Here is a 24,258-nt window from a genome sequence, read left to right as displayed (position 1 = left end):
CTTGAAGTCGGGAAGAAGCCATCAGGGCAGCAGATTTCAATCTTACATTGTTAAGTAATTAAGTCCTGTGTATAATTTAATATATTAAAAAGTGGCGCTTGATTCTATAAGCCACAATACAAAGGAGGAGAGACATATAGTGCAGCGATAGTGAAATTCTTGTCTTAATAAGACAAAAACTAACTACAAAAAACGAGGAAAAGGAGAGAGCAAGTGGAAAAAACCAACGAAAATTCAACAGAGACTTCAAATGAAACTTCAAGCAGAACTTCAACTGAAAAAACGAATGATACATCAGAAGAGATGTTAGATGCTGATGACAGAGTTTGCCAGTTTCATGAAAAAGCTTACAAGGAGAAGCAGCCAATAACATCCAGAAGTTACAAGATAAAAGCAGCAGTTATCATAGTACTACTTTTGGCTGCATTTGTGGTAAAAGACTTTATTATATTCAAGAGAGTATTCAGTTTTAACGCTGAAGCAACCGGACTTGCGCAGTTCCTGCCGTGGTGGGTTAGGGATCGATGGCAGATGCTAGTCACCGGCATGGTATTTATTTTGATCCCGTGGGAACTCATGTATAAATTTTATCTTTATATTTGTAAAGAGAGAAATCCGAATCTTAGGCAAACAAGAGTATTTGCAGTTGCGGTACTTGTGGTTGCCTCGCTGATTGCCATTTTTTGTTATATCCCTTATACGAAGATTAGTCGGGCAGGCTTGTACATATTTTGCGTGATTGCGTTGAGTCTTGCAGTATGTTATATATGCAGGCAATTCTTTGAGAGTGGTATTGTATGGTTTATCTTATCGGTAATTTATCTTGTCGTTATTACATACATATATGCAAACCGGATTTGTGCAAAAGCAGATTTGTTATTTGAAACTTCATTATCTTCTGCCTGGCAGATGACTGGATATGCCATATGGGTTCTAATGGTGCTGTTCAGTGCAGCTGTGGAAGTGCTTATGATATATGCATTATATAATAGCGATTCGATAGTAGAATGGCTGATTTATATAATCATTAGTGTGATGCTGGGGATAGCTTATGGCTATGTTGTACTTCCTGTATTGGTTAGATTCGAGAACGGATTGCGCAGAAATGTATCAGGTGATTATTCGTTTGTGGGCGAACCGTTGAATTCGCCAGTTGTTATATGGATGATTGCATTGCTGGCATTTATTATCGTTCTGCTGGCATGTGCTTCGAAGATAGTTGAACGTTATTCACATAAAAGAATGTGGATGCTGATATGGATAGATGTAAGTGTTTTGGGACTTCTGATATTTGGAATATGTGCAAAGGCAGGAATTGTGGACAACAGTTTCAGCAGTAATTCATTATTTGACATGGGTAGTATGATAGCAGTGTTTATAGCTGTCAGACTATTGATCATTCCCATTAAGCCACAGCCGGATCTGAAGTGCAGGTTCATAAATACTGATCAGGAGATAATCGATAGCGGGTATGATAGAAAAGTATTGGAGATTCAGATACTCAGCCTTCAGGAACAGCTTAATGCTCTAGTGAAAATGACAAGGCTGACAGATATAAAAGTAGACATGGCACACAAAGCACTGGTGATTCCTGACGATAAAGATGAGGGTGAAGAGGAACTTCACGACTTTCTTGATTTTGTAGAAAAAGCTGATAAGCTTATGGATGAGAAAAAGAAAAATGGAGAACCGGTAAACTATAGTGAGCTATATAGTAGACTTATGAAGATCAGAAACGAGGAACGTGAGCAGATCTTTAAGATTATGGAAGCGAAATATAATGATGAATGTATGGATCTTGATGATTTTGATGATTTGGACCATACAGATGATGATAGTGATGAGGATGAAAACTAGGAAGACGAACATACACTTCAGGATACAGCACTTGCAGCTTTGACTCAGATAAATGAGAAAGAATATGATACAGAGCTTGTGGATGAGGGGATAGACAAAGACCATATTGTACATTACGGATTTGCATTTGAGGGCAAGAAAGTGCTTATTTTTGCGGGATAAAAGGCCTAAAGACTTGTGGCGGAGATTACTGTCACTGATATGTTAGATAGACTGTAAATATTCAACTAATAAGGTGGCGTTAATCTATGATTGATAATAAAGTGAATGATTACAAACAGTATAGAGAAAACAATATAAGAGAGAACTATAGAAAACTTACCAGGTTACTTATTTTCAAAGGACTTACCATAACTACCATGGAATCCGCCACCTCGGGGCAGATTGCATCCCTCATCACAGACACGGAAGGTTCATCTGCTGTGCTTAAGGGGGCATTTGTCACCTACTGCAATGAGGCAAAGATCATGCAGGGAGTTCCGGCGGAGATCATAGACAAGTACACAGTCTACTCAAAGGAAACTGCAGGTGCCATGGCGAAGGCGTGCAGGAAGGCATATAATGCGAATATAGGGATCGGTGTGACTGGAACAATGGGCAATGTTGATCCGGCGAATCCTAACGCTTCAGTTCCGGGACAGGTATACTTTGCCATAGACATAGATGGCGATGTGGAAGCTTATTATGTGGAGATTACGGTTCAGCCGACAAGGCTTGCGTACAAGCTTGCTGTGGCGGAGGAGATTTATGAGGAACTTGTGAAGAGATTGGCATAATACTGAATTATTTGAAGGTTTCATTTGTCAAATATAGCGGTTATAATGATGGTGTATACAATCCAAATGCGTTGGTAAGTCTAATGCTTGAGGGTGATTTTCAGAGCTACTGGTCTGGAACGGCATCATACAGTGCCATAGGACCTCTTATAAATATGGATTTTGATGGGTTAAGGACTGCAAATAAAGACGATGTTCTTACTTATCTGATCCATCTGGCTTATCAGAGGAAGAGTAATTCTGCATTTGTGCCAAATGAGGAGATAAGGCAGGAACTTATAAGGTCGCAGTGTATACGGTGACCTTATTTAACTTTATTAAGCCTTTTTAAACCTTTTAAAAAAGGATGATTTACAGGTAGAAAAACTGATATATGGAGGCGGAGAAAGATGAAAAAATACGATCAGAAGATTCTAAAAACGGCAATACCGGCATTTGTGATATCAGCTATATGTTATGCGGCAATGTGGGGAATAATGACGAGAACGGAGAATACATTTTTGGCTGGATACATAGGCGGCGGAGGTGCAGTCAGCCAGATAAGGAACATTCTTATATGTATTCTTGTAGGGGCGATACTTTTTGTTTTGCCACTTGAGAAGATATGTGATAAGACATATGGCGCAGTGCGTTATTGTGGATCGCTTTTTACAGAAAAAAAGAAATTTAGAGATGCGGCGGCATTGTTTGTGCTTACGCTTCTGTATGCCGTTATCTGCTGGGCAAGTGTGACGTTTTCAATACATACCGACAGTGGACTCGATGATGGAGGACATTGGGGATTATTCGGTTCGGGAAGTGACGAAATATATGCTGTAGTGATAACGATACTCGCTTTTGTGGTTATGGTAAAGGGAATTGACCTTGTAAAGAAAAGTTGGAGTGGAGTTTTGTTCTGGTTTCTTATCGAACTTGCAAATGTTGTGAGTGTAAAATTTGTGACTGCCAAAGATGATCTCACATTTGCTATTGTATGCGCAGAAACGATTATGTTTATTGTATACATGGCTGTTCAGCACAGGTTGAATATTGTGACTTGTCTGTTATCACTGCTTTGTGGAGCTATACTTATATTTGCCGGATGTGATGATGTATTTACCAGTAAGAATAAGATTTCAGGTTCTTCGATCATGGATGAACTGGATCAGGCTGGAAGTATGCCAGACAGAATTTTTGGAGCAAGATATAATATTACGATAATTGAACATCAGGCTGGGATTGGTTTGTGTATATTGTGGTTCATATTGCTTGTTGTTTTGTCAATTGCTGTCATTCTGTCTGCAGCAAAGCTTATGAAGGTATCTGCCAGACGTGGAACGTTTGTGCTTGGAATATATATGATAGAAGCATTTCTGATCATATATGCTATATTGGCGGAACTGGGATTTATCAAGCCGGCAGTGACATTTTTGCTGCATATGAACGAGGTGGTTCCGGTTATGATATTGGGATTTAGAATGTTTTTCATAGAAGATGGCAGCCACAATGAAAAATCCTGCTTCAATGTGTAAATGTCAATGAAAAAGTTTACCAGTTGCATCATTGATTATTACGGAACAAGGAGTATATATGAATAAGCAGATAGTTAATTATAAAAATGATGAAGAAATGCAGAGTATAATAAAAGCAAAACAAAGAAATATCAAAATAATACAAATCCCCATGTATTTGTCGTTAGTGGGAATACTCCTTCCGTTTGTGGGGGTAATATTTGATATATATGATCCAATTATTGATACTGTTTTTAGAGTGGTGCCTGTAGTATGCATATTTATTGGCTTCTTACTTGCTATACTGTGTAATAAAAAAATGAAAGACCTCAGGGTGTTTATAGGACAGAATATTGTGCTCGGGGTTCTCGAGGAGAGAATTCAGGTTATTGATTATTCGCCAAGTGGTTATGTGGATGAATCTTTTTTAAAAAAATGCAGTATTCTTCCAACTTATAATAGAGCAACAGGTTCAGATTATATTCATGGAATATACAGAAATGTAGAATTTACATACAGTGATCTTGAATTGAAAACAGAAAGTCAGGATTATACTGCAAATGAAAACAACCTGAAAACTACTATTACAGAGTTTTCAGGACAGTTTATGACAATGGCGTTGAGTAAAAGCGTGAATGGATTTGTACAGATAATGGGCAAGAGTAATTCTGGGAAAATGAGGCAAAATAGAAAGGCCGTATACATAGATGAAAAAAACAATATATCAAGCTACTTGAAAACGGGAGATCGCGTATTTGATGACCGGTTTGAGGTTAATGCATCGGGGGATGACCTTGCGTATTCTATTTTGACCCCTCAGTTTATTTCAGGCTTGAAGAAAATGGGAAAACGTACAAGAGTTCAGCTTTCTGGAAATATGGGCGTGATTGCCTGCTACAACGAGAAAAATTCATTTGAATTAATTGGAGAAATTAAAGATAATAGCGATATCGAATTATACAGGAAAAAGTTTAGAAAAGAATTATCAGATATTTTAGCAATCCTTGATATAATGATTGATTGTTGCTAAGGGATGATTCGGAATTTAATGTATTATAGAAAACTAGTAAAAGAATCTGTTACACTTATATTTGAAAACAGTCCGAGAGAGTTGAAGGAGAAGCAATTTTTTAATACATATGTCCATATTGGGAAAACAAAATGCAATACCGGATTGGGGTTGGATATGCTTCAGTAATAGTATATTATCCCGCTTGACGTATTTGAGGAAAGTTACTATTCTAAAAGTGAAAAGGAAAAGAAGGAGAATAGACGCTTTATGGAGAGTGAATGCAATATAGAGAATAAGATCAGAATGAATTACCGGAATCTCACACAACTTCTTATCTCCCGACACCTCACCATCACCACCATGGAATCTGCCACCTCAGGGCAGATTGCATCCCTCATCACCGACACGGAAGGTTCCTCTGCAGTGCTGAAAGGTGCATTTATCACCTACTGCAATGAGGCGAAGATCATGCAGGGGGTTCCCGCAGAGATCATAGACAAGTATACAGTCTATTCAAAGGAAACTGCAGGTTCAATGGCGCAGGCGTGTAGAAAGGCGTATAATGCGAATATAGGGATCGGCGTGACTGGAACCATGGGAAATGTGGATCCGGCAAATCCAGACGCTTCGATTCCGGGACAGGTATACTTTGCCATAGACATAGATGGTGATGTGGAAGAGTATTATGTGGAGCTCCCGCCTCAGCCGACAAGACTTGCATATAAGCTGGCGGTGGCGGAGGAGATATATGAGGAGCTTATTAAGAGGCTGGACTGATAGAACGATTATCAAAGGAAGAATAAATGCTATATCTCATATCCGACATCCACGGAGATGTCATGTCATTCAGAAAAATGTTGAAAAAGATAAGCTTTGATCCAGCCGTGGACCACATGATAGTCATGGGAGACATATTTGACTGGAACGATGAGGGAATTTCTCTTCTTGAGTTTATGTCGGACTATCTTGTGGATGGTTCAATGCAGCTCATAAAGGGCAACCATGAGCTGTTTGCCCAGATGTACATAGATGGGAGCATGTCAGAGAGACAGTGGATCATATTCGGCGGTGGTGGTACGGTCAGAGATATAAAGAAGCTCAATGTAGATGAACAGATGAAGCTGCACGGGTATCTGGCTCATCTGCCACATTACACAGAGATATATTCGCCAAAGTACGGGGATTGTGTTGTCACCCATCCGGGAATTCATTGTGGATCGTATGTCAGAAATGCTGACAGGACGATCAACATTACCGCGTCTATTACGAATGCCGTGGGAAGAGATGAATACAGGTTTCTCATATCGCCGGATATCCACAATGTTCTGTTTTCGTATAAAAAGGCATTTGACAGGTATGTGTTCTGCGGACATGTGACGACGAACAGACTCAATGAAGATCATTCATATAACGCTTATGTGACATCATACTATACGGATCTCGACTGCGGAAATGGAGAGAGAAACAGGGGCGGAAAGCTGGCGTGCTACTGTGTGGATGAGAACAGTGCAATATATGTTTGATAAATTTTTTAAAATTAGGGGTTGATTTTTGAAAGAATATGGAGTATTTTATATTCAACAATTAGATGATACGAAATGGACAAAGGTGTTCTCAAGAAGGAGGACACCTTTCTCTTTTTTTGAGGATACGTTAAGGATTCATTTTTGATCAAGAAAAGGAGTAGTAATTATGATGAACAAAATTTCAGCCGTATTTGGCTCACACGTATTCTCAGATCAGGTCATGAGAGAGAGACTTCCAAAAGCAGTTTACAAGTCACTCAAGGCGACTATTGACAAGGGCGAGCCTCTCGATACATCAATCGCAGATTCAGTTGCAGCAGCCATGAAGGAATGGGCAATGGAGCTTGGTGCAACACATTATACACATTGGTTCCAGCCACTTACAGAGACAACAGCAGAGAAGCACGACTCATTCGTAAGCACAGTCGGTGATGGCGGTGTTATCCTCCAGTTCACAGGCAAGGAGCTCATCAAGTCAGAGCCGGATGCTTCATCATTCCCTTCAGGCGGTCTTCGTGAGACATGTGCTGCAAGAGGATATACAGCATGGGATTGTACATCACCAGCATTTGTAAAGACAACAGATGAGGGAACATGCATCCTTTGTATCCCGGCAGCATTCACATCATATACAGGAGAGTCACTTGACTACAAGACACCTCTTCTCCGTTCAATGGATGCCATCAGCAAGGAAGCCCTTAAGGCTCTTGCAATGTTCGGCAACACAACAGCCAAGAAGGTTACTTCATCAGTTGGTCCTGAGCAGGAGTACTTCCTGATAGATAAGAAGAAATTTGCAAAGAGAACAGATCTTAAGCTCTGCGGACGTACACTTTTCGGAGCAATGCCTCCAAAGGGACAGGAGCTTGATGATCAGTATTTCGCAGCGATCAAGGATAAGATCGCATCATACATGACAGAGTTGAACGAGGAGCTGTGGAAATACGGCATCCTTGCAAAGACACAGCACAATGAGGTTGCACCTGCACAGCATGAGCTTGCACCAATCTTCTCAACAACCAACATCGCCACAGATCAGAACCATCTGGTTATGGCAACCATGAAGAAGATCGCTGCAAAGCATGACCTTGAGTGCGTACTCCATGAGAAACCATTTGCCGGTGTAAATGGTTCAGGTAAGCACAACAACTGGTCGATCTCAACAGACGAGGGCGAGAACCTCATCGATCCAGGCAAGCATCCTGAGACAAATCTCCAGTTCCAGTTCTTCCTGGCAGCAGTCCTGGCAGCAGTAGATAACAACGCTGAGCTTCTGAGACTTTCCGCTTCATCAGCAGGAAATGATCACAGACTTGGAGCTAACGAGGCACCTCCAGCAATCATCTCAGCATTCCTTGGAGAGCAGCTCCAGTCGATCGTTGAGCAGATCATCGAGAAGGGTGAGGCTACAGAGTCACCAAAGGGCAAGACATATGTATCAGGTGCATCAACACTTCCTACATTTACAATGGATGCCACAGATAGAAACAGAACATCACCATTTGCATTCACAGGTAACAAGTTCGAGTTCAGAATGGTTGGTTCAACACAGTCCATCGCATTCCCAATGATGGTACTTAATACAATAGTTGCAGATCAGATCAAGAAGATGACAGATGAACTTGAGGGTGCTGACGATTTCGAGACAGCCTGCAAGGCACTCATCAGAAGAGAACTCACAGCACATCAGAGAATCATCTTCAATGGCAATGGTTACTCAGATGAGTGGGTTGAGGAGGCAGCAAAGCGTGGTCTTCCAAATATCAAGTGCATGGTTGATGCTGTTCCTTATCTTGCAGCAGATAAGAGCGTTAAGATCTTCGAGAACCTTGGAGTTATGGATAAGGCAGAGCTTGAGGCGAGAGCTGATGTAATGCTTGAGAACTATGCAAAGAAGATCAACATCGAGGCACTCACTATGATAGAGATGTCTAATGAGGAGATCATTCCTGCAGTTATGGAATATCAGGCAGAGCTTGCAAAGGGCGCAGCTGAGATCAAGGCTCTCGGAATTGATCCTACAGTTCAGGTATCACTTCTGAACACCATCTCAGAGAAGCTTACAGAGCTCAAGAGCGCTACAGTAGCCCTTGAGGAGCTGGTTGCAAAGGCAGCAGATTACGAGGGAGATACAGAGGCCTGGGCTAAGTATTTCCACAACACAGTATTTGCAGCATTTGACACAGTGAGAAAGCCTGCTGATGAACTTGAGAAGGAACTTCCAAAGACAGCTTGGCCATTCCCAACATACGAGCAGCTGTTATTCGAGCAGTAAAACATAGATTGAGTTTGCTAATCCTACTAAATTCTATATAAAATAGCTTAGAGGCATCCTGTCTGCGCATGTCGCAGGCGGGGTGCTTTTTGCGCGTTAAAATCCCGTCAAGCGCGCACATGCGAGAGCTTGCTCGCGGCATGTAGCGCATTTGACGGGATGACGCGACATGAACACGAAGGCCGACAGGCCGGAGTGTGAATGCCGCGCAGAATTGCGGGAGCACGAAGTGCGGAGCAATTTGGTATTAACGCGCAATGTGTGTAGAGAAGCGCGCACATGCGAGAGCTTGCCCCTTACTTCAAATTCTGCTATTATATACAGATGTGTTGTGATGTATTTTTGCACCGGCCACGGTATAAACAGGATCATGTGTGCGGCGAATGCTGAAAGAATAGGAGCATAATTTGAAGAATTTATATATAGCAGAGAAGCCCAGCGTGGCGAGGCAGTTTGCCGACGTGCTGGGGGTGAAGGGCAATGCGGGAAATGGTTACCTGGAGTCGGATACAGCGGTTGTCACATGGTGTGTCGGACATCTGGTCACCATGAGCTACCCGGAGGTCTACGATCCGAATCTTAAGAAGTGGAGCCTTTCAACTATTCCATTTATTCCAACTGAATACAAATATGAAGTTCTTCCTGACACAAAGAAACAGTTCAATATCGTTGCGGGATTGCTTACCCGCGATGACATAGGCTGTATCTATGTGGCAACGGATTCAGGACGAGAGGGAGAATACATATACAGGCTTGTGGATTCAATGGCTCACGTAACCGGCAAGGAGAAACGCCGTGTGTGGATCGATTCACAGACCGAGGAGGAGATCCTCAGGGGAATCCGTGAGGCGAAGCCGCTCTCAGAGTACGACAGTCTCAGCGACGCAGCGTACCTTAGGGCCCAGGAGGACTACCTTATGGGTATCAACTTTTCAAGGGCGCTGTCGCTGAAGTTTTCAAATGTAGTCCAGAGGTATCTCGGCATGGACAGATGTGTCATAGCCGTGGGCCGTGTCATGACCTGTGTCCTCGGTATAATAGTGAAGAGAGAGCGTGAGATCAGGGAGTTTGTAAAGACTCCGTTCTACAGACTCGTTGCAAATGTGGGCGAGGAAGGACAGACATTTGATGCAGAATGGAAGGCAGTGAAGGGCACAAAGTATTTCGAGTCGCCTCTTCTGTATAAGGAGAATGGATTTAAAGAGAGACCCGCAGCGGAGCAGCTTCTGGCGGAGCTGAAGGCAGGGGAGCCCGAGGCTGTGGTCCAGGCTGTGGAGCGCAAGAAAGAGAAGAAACAGCCTCCGATGCTGTACAATCTGGCGGAGCTTCAGAATGACTGTTCATCACTTTTCAAGATCAGTCCGTCCGATACCCTCAAGATAGTCCAGGAGCTCTACGAGAAGAAGCTGGTAACCTATCCGAGAACAGATGCCAGAGTGCTGTCAACGGCCGTGGCAAAGGAGATAGGACGGAACATATCGGGACTTAAGAATTTCCAGCCTGTGGCAGAATTTGCACAGGGGGCCATGGAGAGCGGCACATATAATGGAATCGCAAAGACGAAATATGTGAACGATAAGCAGATCACCGACCACTACGCCATCATACCTACCGGACAGGGCTTTGGAGCACTTAGAAGTCTGGCACCTACAGCTCTCAAGGTATATGAGATCATATGCAGGAGATTCCTCAGCATATTTTACCCTGCTGCAGAGTACCAGAAGATTGCAATGACACTCTCCAAGAATGGAGAGAAGCTATTTGCCAACTTCAAATATTTGATAAACGATGGTTACCTCAAGGTGGCTGCCAACAGCTTTTCCAAGAAGAAGGATGATGTGAAGTACAGCCCTGAATTCATAGCAAGGCTTGCGAAAATAAAGAAAGGTGACAAGCTGAGCGTCCAGGGAATCGACATAAAGGAGGGCGAGACATCCCCGCCTAAGAGATACAACTCAGGATCACTGATCCTGACCATGGAGAATGCAGGACAGTTCATAGAGGATGAGGCACTCAGAGAGCAGATCAAGGGTGCCGGAATCGGAACAAGTGCCACAAGAGACGGGATCATCACCAAGCTGGAGAAGAACAAATATATATCACTGAACAAGAAGACTCAGATAGTGACTCCAACATTTCTTGGAGAGATAATATACGACATAGTGTATTATTCCATCAATGGTCTGTTGAGAGCAGACCTGACGGCGAGTTGGGAGAAGGGTCTTGAAGGTGTCGCTGAAGGTCAGATATCCAAGCAGGAATACACGGACAAGATGACCACATTTGTCACCAAATACACAAACCTTGTGAAGCAGATACAGAACCAGAATGGAATAACCGGTGTATTCGACAAAACGAAGGTGTTCTACGCCAAGGGCGGAGGTGCCCAGAAGAAGGAGACAAGAGCCACAGCCAGAACAGGCGCAAAGGCGGAGAAGAATGCGGATACACAGTGATTGCACATACTGATTCAAAGGTGTATAACATAGTATGTATCAGTTATATGTGATAGAAAAGGAGACTATTATTATGGAAGATATACAGTCAGTTGTAACAATAAAGGAGCTCTACAGCCTGGATCAGACCATGGCAAAGCCTCTTCTTGAGAAGCTTACCTATCCATGGGAGGCGCTTCCACTCATCAAGGATTTCGTGCTTGAGCTTGGAAAGAGCCTGGACAAGGATGAGTACAATGAGGTGGATGAGCATGTGTGGATCCACAAGAGTTGTAAGGTGTATGGAACAGCAACCATCCTTGGACCGACCATCATAGGTGCCGGTACAGAGGTTCGCCCGGGTGCATTTATCAGAGGAAGCGTACTGGTCGGAGAGAACTGTGTGATAGGTAATTCAACAGAGCTCAAGAATGTCATCATATTCAACAACGTTCAGGTTCCTCATTACAACTATGTGGGAGATTCAGTTCTCGGCTTCAAGTCACATATGGGTGCCGGAAGCATCACGTCCAATGTGAAGTCTGACAAGACTCTGGTTCACGTTAAGGGAAATGTGGACGGACAGAGCTTTGACATTGCAACAGGACTTAAGAAGTTTGGTGCAATGCTCGGAGATAATGTTGAGGTTGGCTGCAACAGCGTCCTCAATCCTGGAACCGTAATAGGAAGATTCAGCAACATCTATCCTGTATCAAGAGTCAGGGGATATGTGCCGGGAGGCAGTATTTTCAAGGATAAGGATAACATAGTTGCAAAGCAGTAACGACCGTATAAACGGTGGGATAAATAAAGGACATATGACCGTATATAATACAAGATATATACGGTCATATGTCCTTTTGTTTTGGCGGAAAGCACCGTGACAGCTAGTTGATCACGGCATCCTTCAGAGCATTTCGTATGGAATCTATGATAAGTCTGGTAGTGTATGTGCTGTCTCCGGAAGGTGTTATATCGTCCACGGAAGATATGTAGTGAAGCTGAGTATTGATATCCTCGAGTGCCGTTTCAAGAAGTGGGTACATGGTGGTCACAGTCTCATCCACCTGTTTGAATGACACATCTGTGATGTAGTCCTCATCCACAGTGACCATGACGGACAGAGTGTTTTCTCCCAGAACAAGGGAAGATGAGTATGTCCCCGGTGTGTAATGTATCTCGTCGAGCTTAGGAGACGGATCAGTCTGGGCTGAGGTTGCGATGCTCCTGGCTGAACCACTGGTGTCATCCGAATCTTTGCCGCGGAACATGGTGATAAGTATAATGACAAATACGATCACAAGTGCCAGCAGTATGGCGGTGTATATGAGTTCTTTTGATTTTAATACGATAAGTTTTGTTGATGACATTATTTGCTCTCCCTGTTTTTTATATATTTTATTCACAAGAGAGCGATTTTATGAGAAAATTATTAGCAGATGAAAAACAGCATAGATAACAGTATATGAGGTGTAAGGAGAATACAGATGGCAATACAGTTTGTACTGGGACCCGCCGGTTCAGGAAAAACAGAATATGTGATAAAGAAGCTGATAGAGGAGTCGATGGCTCACGGAGACCTGAATTATTTGTACGTGGTTCCAGAGCAGTTCTCCATGGAGGCGCAGAGAGATATAGTGACCATGCATCCGAGGCATGGAACAATGAACATAGATGCCATAGGCTTCAACAGGCTTGCGTACCGGGTATTCGATGAGCTGTCAGTGAATCCGGGAAGGGTTCTTGAGGACTTTGGAAAGAGCATGCTCATCAAGAAGATACTTATGGAGTCACAGGACGAGCTCCTTGTGTATGGAAGCTATATCAACAAGATGGGTTTTATAGATGAGATGAAATCCATGATGTCTGAGCTGTTTCAGTATGCGGTTGACAGGGATTCGATCGACGCAGTCATGGACAAGCTGGATAAGGACAGTCTGGTATACAGAAAAATGCATGACATCAGGCTTATATATAAGAGATTTGAGGAGTACAACAGGGATGGCAGCTATATAGTTGCGGAGCAGCTCATTGAATTGCTGGCTGAATGCGTGGACAGGTCGGATATGCTGGCACACAGCCATCTGTATCTTGACGGATTCACAGGATTTACACCGGTACAGATGGATCTTATCAGGAAGCTCATGACACGCGTTGAGAGCATGATATTTGTATTTACGATAGATGCGTCGCAGATAGGCTTCACAAAGCCGAAGGAGTACGAGCTGTTCAGACTCACCAAGGAGACTGTGCAGGCGCTTGTGAGAATGGCGGGTGATGAGCAGGTGGACATACTGGATAATGTCGTTATGTGTCAGGATCGCAGACCGTACAGATTCGAGAAAAGCAAGGAGCTTGCCGGACTTGAGGCCAATCTGTTCAGATATCCCCATGGCAGAGTCACAGGCGATGACGGAGACATACATGTGGTCGCTGTGGACAGGGCGGCAGACGAGGCTGAGTATATAGCGGGAAGAATACGAGAGCTTGTCAGGGACAAGGGATACCGTTATAAGGATATAGCCGTGGTTGCGGGTGATCTGCAGGATGTGGCAAGGTATTACCGTCAGGCGATGGAGGAATACGATATCCCTGTGTTCATAGATGCAAATATATCTCTTAAGGGAGATCCGTGCTCAGACACCATAAGGGCTTTCCTAGGTGTGATGACGGACAACTTCTCATTTGACAGCGTGTTCAGACTGTTAAAGTCAGGAATGACCGGTGTGGATCAGGACGACATTGAGAGGATGGAGAACTATGTGCTTCTCAGGAATCTCAGGGGTTACAGGAGCTGGACGAAGGAGATAACCGATGACAGGAATCCTGACTATGCGGCAGACATGGAGTCTATAAGAGCCCAGATCATGGAGCTTTTCCCGGACAAATGTATCGATGTGTGGAAGCCGGCAAGCCCTGGCTCCAAGAACACAGTGAGAACATATACGGAATCTCTTTACAGCTTCCTTGCGCAGCTTGATGTGTGCGGTAAGCTTGAGGCTCATAAGAAAGTGCTGTATGAGCAGGAGAGATGGGATGAGGGAGATGCATACGGAAGGATATTTGACAAGGTTGTTGCCCTGTTTGAGAAGATGGAGGCTATAATCGGCGATGAGAAGCTTACCGTAAAAGAATATGCGGGAATCCTGGATGCAGGCATAGCGGATATGGAGATCGGTATAGTGCCTCCGACTATAGACCGCGTGGTGGTCGGCGATATGACGAGATCAAGGCTCAACCATATAAAGGTGCTGTTCATGGCGGGAGTGAACGAAGGCATAATTCCGAAACCGGCCAAGAAGGGCAGGATACTCTCCGGTGCAGACCGCCAGAGCCTTGAGGACTACGGTATAGAGCTGGCCCCATCAGATAAGACAAATGCGTATATAGAACAGTTCTATATATACACCACGCTCACCAAGGCGTCGGATATGATCTATGTGCTGTGCCGAAAGATCGGAGAGGATCTCAAGTCCATGAAGCCGTCATACCTGATAGACAGGATAAAGAATATATTCCCGGATATACGGACGGAGGAGTATGATGTGGACGGTCAGATGCCGGAGACTGCGGCGGGAGCGCTCAGATACATCATCAGACATTCTGATGACGCTGAAGCCGGGGAGACGCTGGACGCTGTCAGAAAACTGCTTTCGAAGATGGGATATGGCAGACAGCTCAGATCGATCAACTTCGGGCAGAATTATGTTAACTCGTCAAAAAATCTGTCTCCAGATACTGTACGCCTTATATATGGAGAGAATCTGGTGGAGAGTGTGTCCAAGCTTGAGCGGTATGCTGAGTGCCAGTTCAAGTATTTCCTGACATACGGACTTTCGCTCAGAGAGAGGGAGACATACAGGATAGGCGCTGCAAATGTTGGTAATATACTTCACAGCACCATGGAGAAGATATTCTCATTTGTCAGGATGTTCAGGGACAACGACTGGGTACATCTGGACGAGGCGGAGCTGGAACAGAAGGCGGTGGAATTTGCAAATGAATCTGCGGAGGATGAAGCCGGGCCGTACTTTGAGGATTCTTCAAGAGCGGCATACATGAAAAAGCTTCTGGTGGATGTTGCGTCGAGGACAGCCAGGACGCTCCGCACATTTATCAGATGTGGGGAGATGGACCCGGAGAATTTTGAGCGGCGGTTCAACACATCGGAAAATGCAGACAACATAGACAGATATATATTCAATCTTCCAAATGGACTCACGATGAGCCTCAAGGGAGTTATAGACAGAATAGATGAATTTACGGATGACAGGGATGCTTATTTCAAGATCATAGATTACAAGTCATCTGATAAGAAGCTCGATATAGACAAGGTGCTCGGAGGACTCCAGATGCAGCTCGTGACATACGGCGCCATAGCCTGCGAGCTTGAAAAGCGCAGGATGGCACAGCTTGGAAGACCTGGTGGTATACATGTGGGCGGACTTCTGTATTATACCTTTGACAATCCGGCATGTGACGTGACGGCAATGGGAGATAAGATCAGATACACCGATGACGGCATGGGATTTGCGGCCGATGACGAGGTGTTCGGGGGAGTGCTTGTGGACACCTTCGAGAAGAGGATACTTGAGGAGTCCAGATATTCAGGCCTGTACAATGGAGATAACAGGGCGCTGAAGGTCATGGACAACAGCTCAGCGACACTCAAGAACGGACAGAGCCTTGAGGAGACTCTTATAACAGATCTCATGGAGGCGAACCGCAGGAACATAGAGAGGCTTGCCGGCAGTATAGCTGAGGGAAGCATCGAGATAAATCCGGTCAATGAGGGCAAGGCAAATGCGTGCAAATACTGTGATTTTAAGGGCATATGTGCATTTGACAGCAAGTATTCAGGCAATTCATACTCCAGGATCTATAGGGGCGAGGCGGAAAATTACAATCGCAAAGCTGAGGATATAAAGAATATCAGGACTGACTACAGGAAGGTCAGGGGGGATATGGAGAAGGCTGTTAAGGCATGTGACAGCGCCAAGAAAAAGTACGATGATGCACAGAAGAAGGTCGATGACCGCGGCGATAAGGCAACACAGAAGATGAGGGAGACTCTCGAGAGCACCAGAAAGAAGCTGGCGGAGGAGAGGGCGCATCTTGAGGAGCTGCGAGAACAGGCTGAACAGATAGCGAAGAGAGCTGCAAAGTTTGATATAGAGATAAGTGAGGAATGATGGCATGGGAAAAGATATGAAGACTGACAATGGAATAAAGTGGACAGACCAGCAGGCACATGTCATCGACACAAGACAGGGCAATCTTCTTGTGTCTGCAGCGGCGGGCTCAGGTAAGACTGCGGTTCTCGTGGAGCGCATCATAGAGATGGTGGCCGGAAGGAATTCGCGTGGTGACAGAATAGAGGGTAGCGAGCCTGTGTCTGTGGATGAGCTCCTTGTGGTTACATTTACAAATGCGGCAGCGGCCCAGATGAAGGAGAAGATAGGACAGGCACTGCAGAAAAAGATAGATGAGATGATGGCGAAGGGCGAATATGACGAGCATCTTATAAAGCAGATGACGTTGATCAACCACGCTGACATCTGCACCATAGACAGCTTTTGCCTTAGGATAGTGAAGGAATACTTTGCGAGGGTGGAGCTCGACTGTGCATTTGGCATAGCGGACGACACGGAGATGAAGATCATAAAGCACGACGTGATGGATCAGGTCATGGAGATGTGCTATGAGGATGAATCGGTCGTGCCCGGTTTCGACAGGCTGATAAGGACATTTGCGAGAAATGAGAGCGACAGTGCCGTGCCGGATATAGTTGAGAGGATAATAAAGGTTATATCCAGCTATCCGGAGCCGAAGAAATGGCTTGCGCAGGCGGCGGATGCCATGAAATTTGCCGTGGACACATCATCCACTGAGGGGGAGAAAAGAAGAGCTGTCATGGAACTTCCGATGGTCAGAACATTTGCGGACAGGGTGTACATGATGCTCAGAACTGCGGATGATATGGCCAGGGAGTGCCAGAAATATGCAACGGAGGCGTATGGCCTTGAGGCGTACGGACTCCGTGTGGATAAGGATGTTGAGCTGATAACACACATGCTCAGAAGCTGTGGCGGGGAAGACGACCTGCATGTTGACCTGTTTGAACTCAGAGATATATACAGATCGTCATTGAGACCGGAGGGACTCAAGATGGAGAAGGATGCCCAGGGCCGGAGTATATGCTATGCATTTGACAGATTTGTGAACCCGGGCGGTGGAGCTGACCCGGAGAAGAAGGAATTTGTCAAATCAAGGCGGGATGTGTATAAGTCGATCATAGACGACATAGTTTCGGTCGTCCTGGATGTGGATGACATTCTGAGGCAGGCAGCCATGACTGAGCCAGTGATATCATCACTTTTGAAGCTCACTGGGCTTTACATGGATGAACTCATGAAGGTCAAGATGGACAAGAATATGTTCGAGTTCCACGACATAGAGGAGTTTGCGTTCAGGATATTGTGCGATGGAATAGAGGATGGCAGGGCCGTTCCTTCAGAGATTGGAAAGGAAGTCTCAAGGCGGTACAGGGAGATACTTATAGATGAGTATCAGGACAGTAACTTTCTGCAGGAATACATTCTGGCAAGTGTGTCGGGACACGGTGAGGATATCCACAACACATTCATGGTCGGCGATGTTAAGCAGAGCATATACAGATTCAGAATGGCGAGACCGGATCTGTTCATAGAGAAGTATGACAGCTACCGCAGGCTGGGTGATGCCGACATAGCGGACCCGGACATAGATGGCAACAGCATACTGCTGACCAGAAACTTCCGAAGTGAGATAAATGTGTTAAAGACGGTGAACTCAATATTTGCCCAGCTCATGAGGCGAGAGATAGGAGACATAGAGTACGATGAGGGCGCAAAGCTCAATTCCAGATTTGCCATAAGTGACGGAGAAGGGATGACGGAGCCGGATGACGTGGATCATGGCCCTGTATCAGAGTTCATACTCATAGACAACAATATGAGAGAAGCGGATGTATCTGAGGAGTATGGCAATCCTGAGGTTGAGGCGAATTATATCGCCGGTAAGATACGTGATATTGTTGACGGAAGTGAACCTCTGTATGTTGGAAGTGGTGCTGACAGGAGACCTGTCAGATATAAGGATATCGTCATACTGCTTAGAAGTGTGTCCACAGCATCCACCATATTTGACAGGGTATTTCAGGAGAAGGGCATACCTCTGTATATTGAGAGTGAGAGTGGCTACTTTGATGCTGCTGAGATACGGACACTGGTCAGCATGCTCTCCATAGTTGATAACAGCTACGTGGATTACGACCTGGCTGCTGTCTTAAGGTCGCCACTGGTGGGCCTTGATGAGGAGGAGCTTGCGGTTATAGTGGGTGAATACCGCAGCAGATACGAGAAGAACGGCACGGACTGGAACGCCAGACTTTATGACAAGGTCATAGATTATATGGACACCCATGTGGGCGAGAAAAAACACGCTGTGGACAGACTGTGGGAATTCCTTCACATGCTTGACTATCTCAAGAAGAATAAAAATTATATGTCCATAAGCGACATAATAAGATACGTGCTGGACACCACCGGATTTTACTGGTTTGTCGGTGCCAGACCGATGGGAAGAAGACGCCAGGCGAATATCGACATGCTCATCAAGAAGGCGGATGATTTCGAGGAGAACAGCAAGGGCGTGTTCAACTTCATCCGATATGTTGATGAGCTCAAGACAAATGATCTGGATTTTGCAGAGGCTGATGTGGTCAGTGAGAATGAGGACGTCGTCCGAGTCATGACCATGCACAAGAGCAAGGGACTGGAGTTCCCTGTTGTATTTGTGTCTGGGCTCGGCAAGGAGTTTAATCTGATGGACACCAGATCAAATGTGCTTGTCCACCAGGATCATTATCTGGCGTGCGACCAGGTCGACCTCAGAACAAGAGCCAGAAGAATGACATTTTTCAAGCGGATAATGAGTAAGAATATCGTTGCGGAGACCTATGCCGAGGAGATGAGAGTCCTGTATGTGGCGTTAACCAGGGCAAAGGAAAAGTTGTACATGACCGGGTGCGTGAAGGATGCAGATAAATTCAAGGCAGCCTGTGATATGTATATAATCGGAGACAGGATGAATTATGCATCTATCATGAAAGCAAATGGCTATGCCGCCTGGATATATACCGCGCTCAGATATGTGGGAGAGTGCGATCATGTGAAGAGCATCGAGGTGGAGGCCTACAGCTTTATGTCTCCTGAGACTGATCAGGATGAAGCAGAAAATATGACAGTGGAAGCCTCTGAAGCGAAGCTCGACAAAGAACTGTATGACCATGTGAAGAACGGACTGGAATTCAGGTATGGCTACAGACATTCGGGGCTTAAGAGCAAGATGTCCATAACCGAGATAAAAAGACTTCAGGCGCACGGTGAGGATGCCATTACACCGGATATCCTAACCAGCAGGGAGTACAGTGCCAGAAGTGAGGTCCCAATCCCAGCATTCATGAGTGAGGAGAGGATAGTCCATGGAAATGAGATAGGAAACATTTATCACAAGATCATGGAGCTTGCAGACTTCTCAGGGAAAACTGTTGCGGATGCGGAGAAGGATGTCGACAGAGTGTTTGAGCTTGGGTTATTTGATGAGGTGTACAGAGAGCGGATAAGACCAAAGAAGATATATAAGATGATACACAGTGAGATAGGACAGCGCATGGCGGCTGCGGACAAGTCGGACAGACTGTACCGTGAGAGACAGTTCTACATGATGATGGAGCCCGGAGAAATAATGAGCTCACTTAAGGACTGCGGAGACGAGACGATAGTTGTACAGGGAATCATAGATGCCTACTTCGAGGAGGATGGCGGCATAGTTCTTCTGGATTACAAGACAGACAGCGTGAAGGATGCGTCGGAGCTGGTTAAGAGATACCATGTCCAGCTCGACAAATACGCCGATGTGCTTGAACAGCTCACCGGCATGAAGGTTAAGGAGAAGGTCATATATTCATTCTGTCTTGATACAACGGTAAACTTGTAAACCGTACGCTGAATTGATATAATAAGACCGGGTATGCAAAAACGATATAGTGGTGAAAGGACATGCGCATGATAATAGCAGAGAATCTTAAGAAGGTGTATGGCGGAGACTTTGTATCAGTTGATGATCTCAGTTTCCATATACACAAGGGTGAGATAGTAGGATTTGTTGGACAGAATGGTGCGGGTAAGACAACTACCATTAAGATGCTGACAGGTATACTTATGCCGACGGAGGGCAGAGTAAAGATAAATGGTTTCGATATGAGAGAAAAGCCGATGGAGGCCAAGCAGTCCATGGGTTATATAGCCGACAATCCTGATATATTTCTCAGACTTACGGGACTTGAGTATGTCAATTTCATCGCTGATATATATGGAGTATCGACCACCGAGAGAAAGCAGAGGATAGAGCAGATGGCTGAACGCTTTGGTATGGAGGACAGCCTGAACAGACAGATGGTCAGCTATTCCCACGGTATGCGCCAGAAGATGATGGTCATAGCTGCGCTTGTGCACAATCCACCTGTATGGATACTCGACGAGCCTATGACGGGACTTGATCCGAATGCGGCATATGAGCTCAAGAAGATGATGCGTGAACATGCCGACGCAGGAAACTGTGTATTCTTTTCAACACATGTTCTCGAGGTTGCAGAGAAGCTCTGCGACAAGATAATCATGATAAGAAAGGGAAAGGATATATACCAGGGAACTCTGGATGAGCTTGAGACACAGCACAGGAACAAATCTCTTGAAGAGATATTTGTGGAGATGACGCATGAAGAATTTTAGGATATTGCTCAGTATGATAAGCAGGAATAATGATATGGAGATGCCGGAGCACGGGGACAAGGCAAAGGCATATAAGGTCATGGGAATCATCGCCATGTGCTGTATCATGATCCCGTGCTGTATCGTTGTGGGATTTATAGTTTACATAATGACTGCCGCACTCATGGAGGCGGGAGGCTGTACAGAGGGACTCAACCTCGTTATCCAGCTCATGTCGGTGTTCGGCGTTATATTCAGTATAATGGTCATATTCAATCTGCTTTATTTTTCATCTGATCTTGATCATTTACTGCCGCTGCCTGTGAAACCGGCAGAGCTTGTGGCCGCCAAGTTTACACACGCATATTTTGCCGAGAGCGTCATGGAGTTTATGGTTCTCTTCTGTGGATTTATCGGTTACTTTGTAGCCGCAGAGATAAAGCCGGTATCCGTGATAACCTCATTACTTGGCGTATTTTTACTTCCGATTCTGCCGCTGGTGTACTGTGGTATATTTGCACTGATAGTCATGGCGTTTTTCAGCAGACTCAAACTGCTCAGAAATGTGGACTTCATGGTGGGACTTGCGGTTGTAGTGTTTGCAGGCCTTTTCATATGGTCATTTGCACAGATGGACTCTGTGAATATAAATAATTACATAGACAGCCTTAAAAATGGTGACAATATATTCATAAAGGTAATGAACAATATATTTTTCACGGTTCCGCTGTTCCTGAAGGCATTGGGCAGTAACAGCATCGTGTATATGTTGCTCTTTGTGCTTGTGAACGCTGGCTGTGTGGCACTTCTGTTTTTCCTTGGAAATCTGCTGTACCTCAGGGGCGTATACCTTGTGTCATCCACCGGAAGGTCAGGACGCCGCCAGAAGGAAGTTGTCGGGCTGCAGGACTTTGCCATAAAGACACCGTTCAGATCATATATGACAAAGGAGATAAAGACACTGGTGAGGACTCCGGCATACAGGAAGTATTGCGTTGTGGTCAACCTGATATGGCCGATACTCGTTGTGGCATTGTTCAATATACCTGCAACTGCGGATTCGATCAGGGCATTCAGAGACACATTTGGAAGAGGGCTTTTCCTGGCTGACATGGTCATGCTGGTTGCGGTCATCGCCCTGGCATTCTTTGCAACAGCGATGAACAGTATCGCATCCACGGCGTTCACCAGAGAGGGAAGCCATATATCATTTATAAAGCACATCCCGATGACATATGATCTCCAGATCCGCGCAAAGGTCTGGGTTAGCATGCTGTTCAGCGGAGTGACGATCGCGGTTACCACGGTTATCCTCTGTATATATATGGAGTGTAGTGTTATAGACAGTGTGTATTATGTTGTGCTGGGAATCCTCGGCTCGGGCATTTGCACATACACAGGTGTGCTTCTCGATTCAACACATCCGAAGCTTGACTGGGAGGATGAATACGGTGCGCTCAGAGGCAATCTGAATGCATTCTTTAATATGGCTATTGCAATTGTTATAGCAATTGTTTTGTGTGTGGCAGGATATCTTGTTTTCAAGTTTACAATGATCCCGTCATATGCAGTATATATTATTTTCTTTATAATAATGGGAGCTATACTCGTTATCCTGCGCAGTATTACTATGCGCAGGAGTGCGTGGAATATAGACACTGATGTGTACAGTTATTAACAGGAGGCAATGAAAATGGCACAGAAAAATGCGTGGAACAAATACAAGAAGGATGAGATAAAGGAGCTGGAGAGCCTGTGTAAGGACTACAGGGAATTCCTTGACAATGGCAAGACAGAGAGAGAATGCGTTAAAGAGATCGTCAGACAGGCAGAGGATCACGGCTATAGAGATCTGAAGAAGATCATTAAGAACAAGGAGAGCCTTGCAGCTGGAGATAAAGTGTATGCCGTGTGGATGAACAAGACGGTCGCCATGTTCAATATAGGAAAGAAGAAGCTTGAGAAGGGCATGAACATACTCGGTGCACACATTGATTCCCCTCGAATGGATGTGAAGCAGAATCCGCTTTATGAGAAGGGCGGATTTGCATATCTCGACACTCACTATTACGGCGGAATCAAGAAGTATCAGTGGGTAACACTCCCACTTGCCATACACGGTGTTGTTGCAAAGACAAATGGTGACGTTATGACAGTGAACATAGGAGAGGACAAGAATGATCCGGTATTCTGTGTTACAGATCTTCTCATACATCTCTCTCAGGAGCAGCTCAAGAAGAGAGCGGATTCAGTGATAGAGGGAGAGCAGCTTGACATACTGTTTGCAAGCAGACCGCTTGAGGGCAAGGAGAAGGAGGCTGTAAAGGAAGCTGTACTTGCGCTACTTGAGAAGAAGTACGATATGAAGGAGGAGGATTTCCTCTCAGCAGAGCTCGAGATCGTTCCTGCAGGAAAGGCAAGGAACTGCGGTATAGACGAGAGTATGATCATGGCATATGGCCAGGACGACAGAGTGTGTGCATACACATCCCTTGTCGCCATGCTTGAGGCTGACGATCCGGAGAAGACGACCTGCTGTCTGCTCACTGACAAGGAGGAGATAGGAAGTGTTGGAGCAACAGGAATGCAGTCACACTTCTTCGAGAATACTGTAGCTGAGATCATGAACGCCATGGGTGGCTTCTCAGAGATCTCACTCAGAAGATGTCTTGCATCGTCAAGGATGCTGTCATCGGATGTATCTGCGGGCTTTGATCCTACATTTGAGTCAGCATTTGACAAGAAGAATGCGGCTATCTTCGGTGAGGGAATGGTATTTAACAAGTTCACAGGATCAAGAGGAAAGTCAGGATCAAATGACGCAAATGCAGAATACATGGCGGCTATAAGAAAGATCATGGATGATGCGGAGATCACATACCAGACAGCCGAGCTCGGTAAGGTAGATGTCGGTGGCGGCGGAACCATCGCATATATACTTTCACTGTATGGTATGGAGGTAATAGACTGTGGCGTGGCTGTACTCAACATGCATGCACCATGGGAAGTGACATCCAAGGCAGATATATATGAGACCAAGAAAGGATATGTTGCATTCCTCAAAGAGGCGTAGGA

The 24,258-nt window shown here is 45.0% G+C and carries 16 protein-coding genes and 1 pseudogene; 16 read left to right on the top strand and 1 reads right to left on the bottom strand.

From position 1 onward, the window contains the following. The first annotated feature begins 213 nt into the window (after positions 1 to 213). From DW159_RS05210 to DW159_RS05165, 11 genes and pseudogenes are all read left to right on the top strand, one after another. On the top strand, positions 214 to 1,857 hold the full coding sequence (locus DW159_RS05210; protein ID WP_117549160.1) for a hypothetical protein: 1,644 nt from the start codon (positions 214 to 216) through the stop codon (positions 1,855 to 1,857). A 39-nt stretch (positions 1,858 to 1,896) separates the two neighbouring features. Continuing rightward, positions 1,897 to 2,019: a hypothetical protein gene (locus DW159_RS14010; RefSeq protein WP_278320890.1), complete on the top strand. Its 123-nt coding sequence runs from the start codon at positions 1,897 to 1,899 to the stop codon at positions 2,017 to 2,019. 86 nt (positions 2,020 to 2,105) lie between these two features. Next, on the top strand, positions 2,106 to 2,633 hold the full coding sequence (locus tag DW159_RS05205) for a CinA family protein (RefSeq protein WP_187115851.1): 528 nt from the start codon (positions 2,106 to 2,108) through the stop codon (positions 2,631 to 2,633). Positions 2,634 to 2,665: 32 nt separating this feature from the next. Next, positions 2,666 to 2,914 (top strand): annotated as a pseudogene (locus DW159_RS05200) (AAA family ATPase); the annotation flags it as partial. A 108-nt stretch (positions 2,915 to 3,022) separates the two neighbouring features. After that, positions 3,023 to 4,144: a hypothetical protein gene (locus DW159_RS05195; RefSeq protein WP_117549159.1), complete on the top strand. Its 1,122-nt coding sequence runs from the start codon at positions 3,023 to 3,025 to the stop codon at positions 4,142 to 4,144. 58 nt (positions 4,145 to 4,202) lie between these two features. Next, positions 4,203 to 5,153: a DUF3137 domain-containing protein gene (locus DW159_RS05190; protein ID WP_117549158.1), complete on the top strand. Its 951-nt coding sequence runs from the start codon at positions 4,203 to 4,205 to the stop codon at positions 5,151 to 5,153. Between the two features lie 249 nt (positions 5,154 to 5,402). After that, on the top strand, positions 5,403 to 5,912 hold the full coding sequence (locus DW159_RS05185) for a CinA family protein (protein ID WP_117549157.1): 510 nt from the start codon (positions 5,403 to 5,405) through the stop codon (positions 5,910 to 5,912). A gap of 26 nt (positions 5,913 to 5,938) precedes the next feature. Next, complete coding sequence (locus tag DW159_RS05180; RefSeq protein ID WP_117549156.1) at positions 5,939 to 6,658, top strand: metallophosphoesterase; 720 nt, start codon at positions 5,939 to 5,941, stop codon at positions 6,656 to 6,658. Between the two features lie 169 nt (positions 6,659 to 6,827). Beyond that, positions 6,828 to 8,936 (top strand): glutamine synthetase III family protein, encoded by a 2,109-nt coding sequence (locus DW159_RS05175; RefSeq protein ID WP_117549155.1) that lies wholly within the window; start codon positions 6,828 to 6,830, stop codon positions 8,934 to 8,936. Between the two features lie 407 nt (positions 8,937 to 9,343). Continuing rightward, positions 9,344 to 11,392, top strand: coding sequence for a DNA topoisomerase (locus DW159_RS05170; protein WP_117549154.1), 2,049 nt, complete (start codon positions 9,344 to 9,346; stop codon positions 11,390 to 11,392). Between the two features lie 73 nt (positions 11,393 to 11,465). After that, positions 11,466 to 12,155 carry a hypothetical protein gene (locus DW159_RS05165; RefSeq protein ID WP_015535088.1) on the top strand — a complete coding sequence of 230 codons (690 nt, stop codon included), beginning with the start codon at positions 11,466 to 11,468 and terminating at the stop codon, positions 12,153 to 12,155. Positions 12,156 to 12,258: 103 nt separating this feature from the next. Here DW159_RS05165 and DW159_RS05160 read toward each other — a convergent pair whose 3' ends face one another. Then, the gene (locus tag DW159_RS05160; protein ID WP_055146811.1) at positions 12,259 to 12,741 is read right to left on the bottom strand and encodes a hypothetical protein; all 483 of its coding nucleotides are present in this window, start codon (positions 12,739 to 12,741) and stop codon (positions 12,259 to 12,261) included. A 117-nt stretch (positions 12,742 to 12,858) separates the two neighbouring features. Between DW159_RS05160 and DW159_RS05155 the strand changes: the two genes are divergently transcribed. The 5 genes from DW159_RS05155 to DW159_RS05135 all read left to right on the top strand — a co-directional run bounded on the left by DW159_RS05155 (position 12,859) and on the right by DW159_RS05135 (position 24,256). Then, the gene (locus tag DW159_RS05155) at positions 12,859 to 16,563 is read left to right on the top strand and encodes a PD-(D/E)XK nuclease family protein (protein ID WP_117549153.1); all 3,705 of its coding nucleotides are present in this window, start codon (positions 12,859 to 12,861) and stop codon (positions 16,561 to 16,563) included. 4 nt (positions 16,564 to 16,567) lie between these two features. Then, positions 16,568 to 20,410: a helicase-exonuclease AddAB subunit AddA gene (addA, locus tag DW159_RS05150; RefSeq protein WP_117549152.1), complete on the top strand. Its 3,843-nt coding sequence runs from the start codon at positions 16,568 to 16,570 to the stop codon at positions 20,408 to 20,410. 68 nt (positions 20,411 to 20,478) lie between these two features. Next, entirely contained in the window at positions 20,479 to 21,204 is a 726-nt protein-coding gene (locus DW159_RS05145) for an ABC transporter ATP-binding protein (RefSeq protein ID WP_117549151.1), read from the top strand. After that, positions 21,191 to 22,861, top strand: a complete 1,671-nt coding sequence (locus DW159_RS05140) for a hypothetical protein (RefSeq protein WP_117549150.1) — start codon at positions 21,191 to 21,193, stop codon at positions 22,859 to 22,861. The genes DW159_RS05145 and DW159_RS05140 overlap by 14 nt, the downstream gene beginning before the upstream one ends. A 15-nt stretch (positions 22,862 to 22,876) precedes the next feature. Beyond that, a complete protein-coding gene (locus tag DW159_RS05135; protein WP_022216893.1) occupies positions 22,877 to 24,256 on the top strand; it encodes an aminopeptidase in 1,380 nt (459 codons plus the stop codon). The last annotated feature ends 2 nt before the right edge of the window (positions 24,257 to 24,258 follow it).

It is taken from the genome of Coprococcus sp. AM14-16 (genome assembly GCF_003434675.1).
Classification (GTDB): domain Bacteria; phylum Bacillota; class Clostridia; order Lachnospirales; family Lachnospiraceae; genus Coprococcus; species Coprococcus aceti.
The sequence above is the reverse complement of the archived record's forward strand: the minus strand, read 5'-3'. Positions and strand labels throughout refer to the sequence as shown.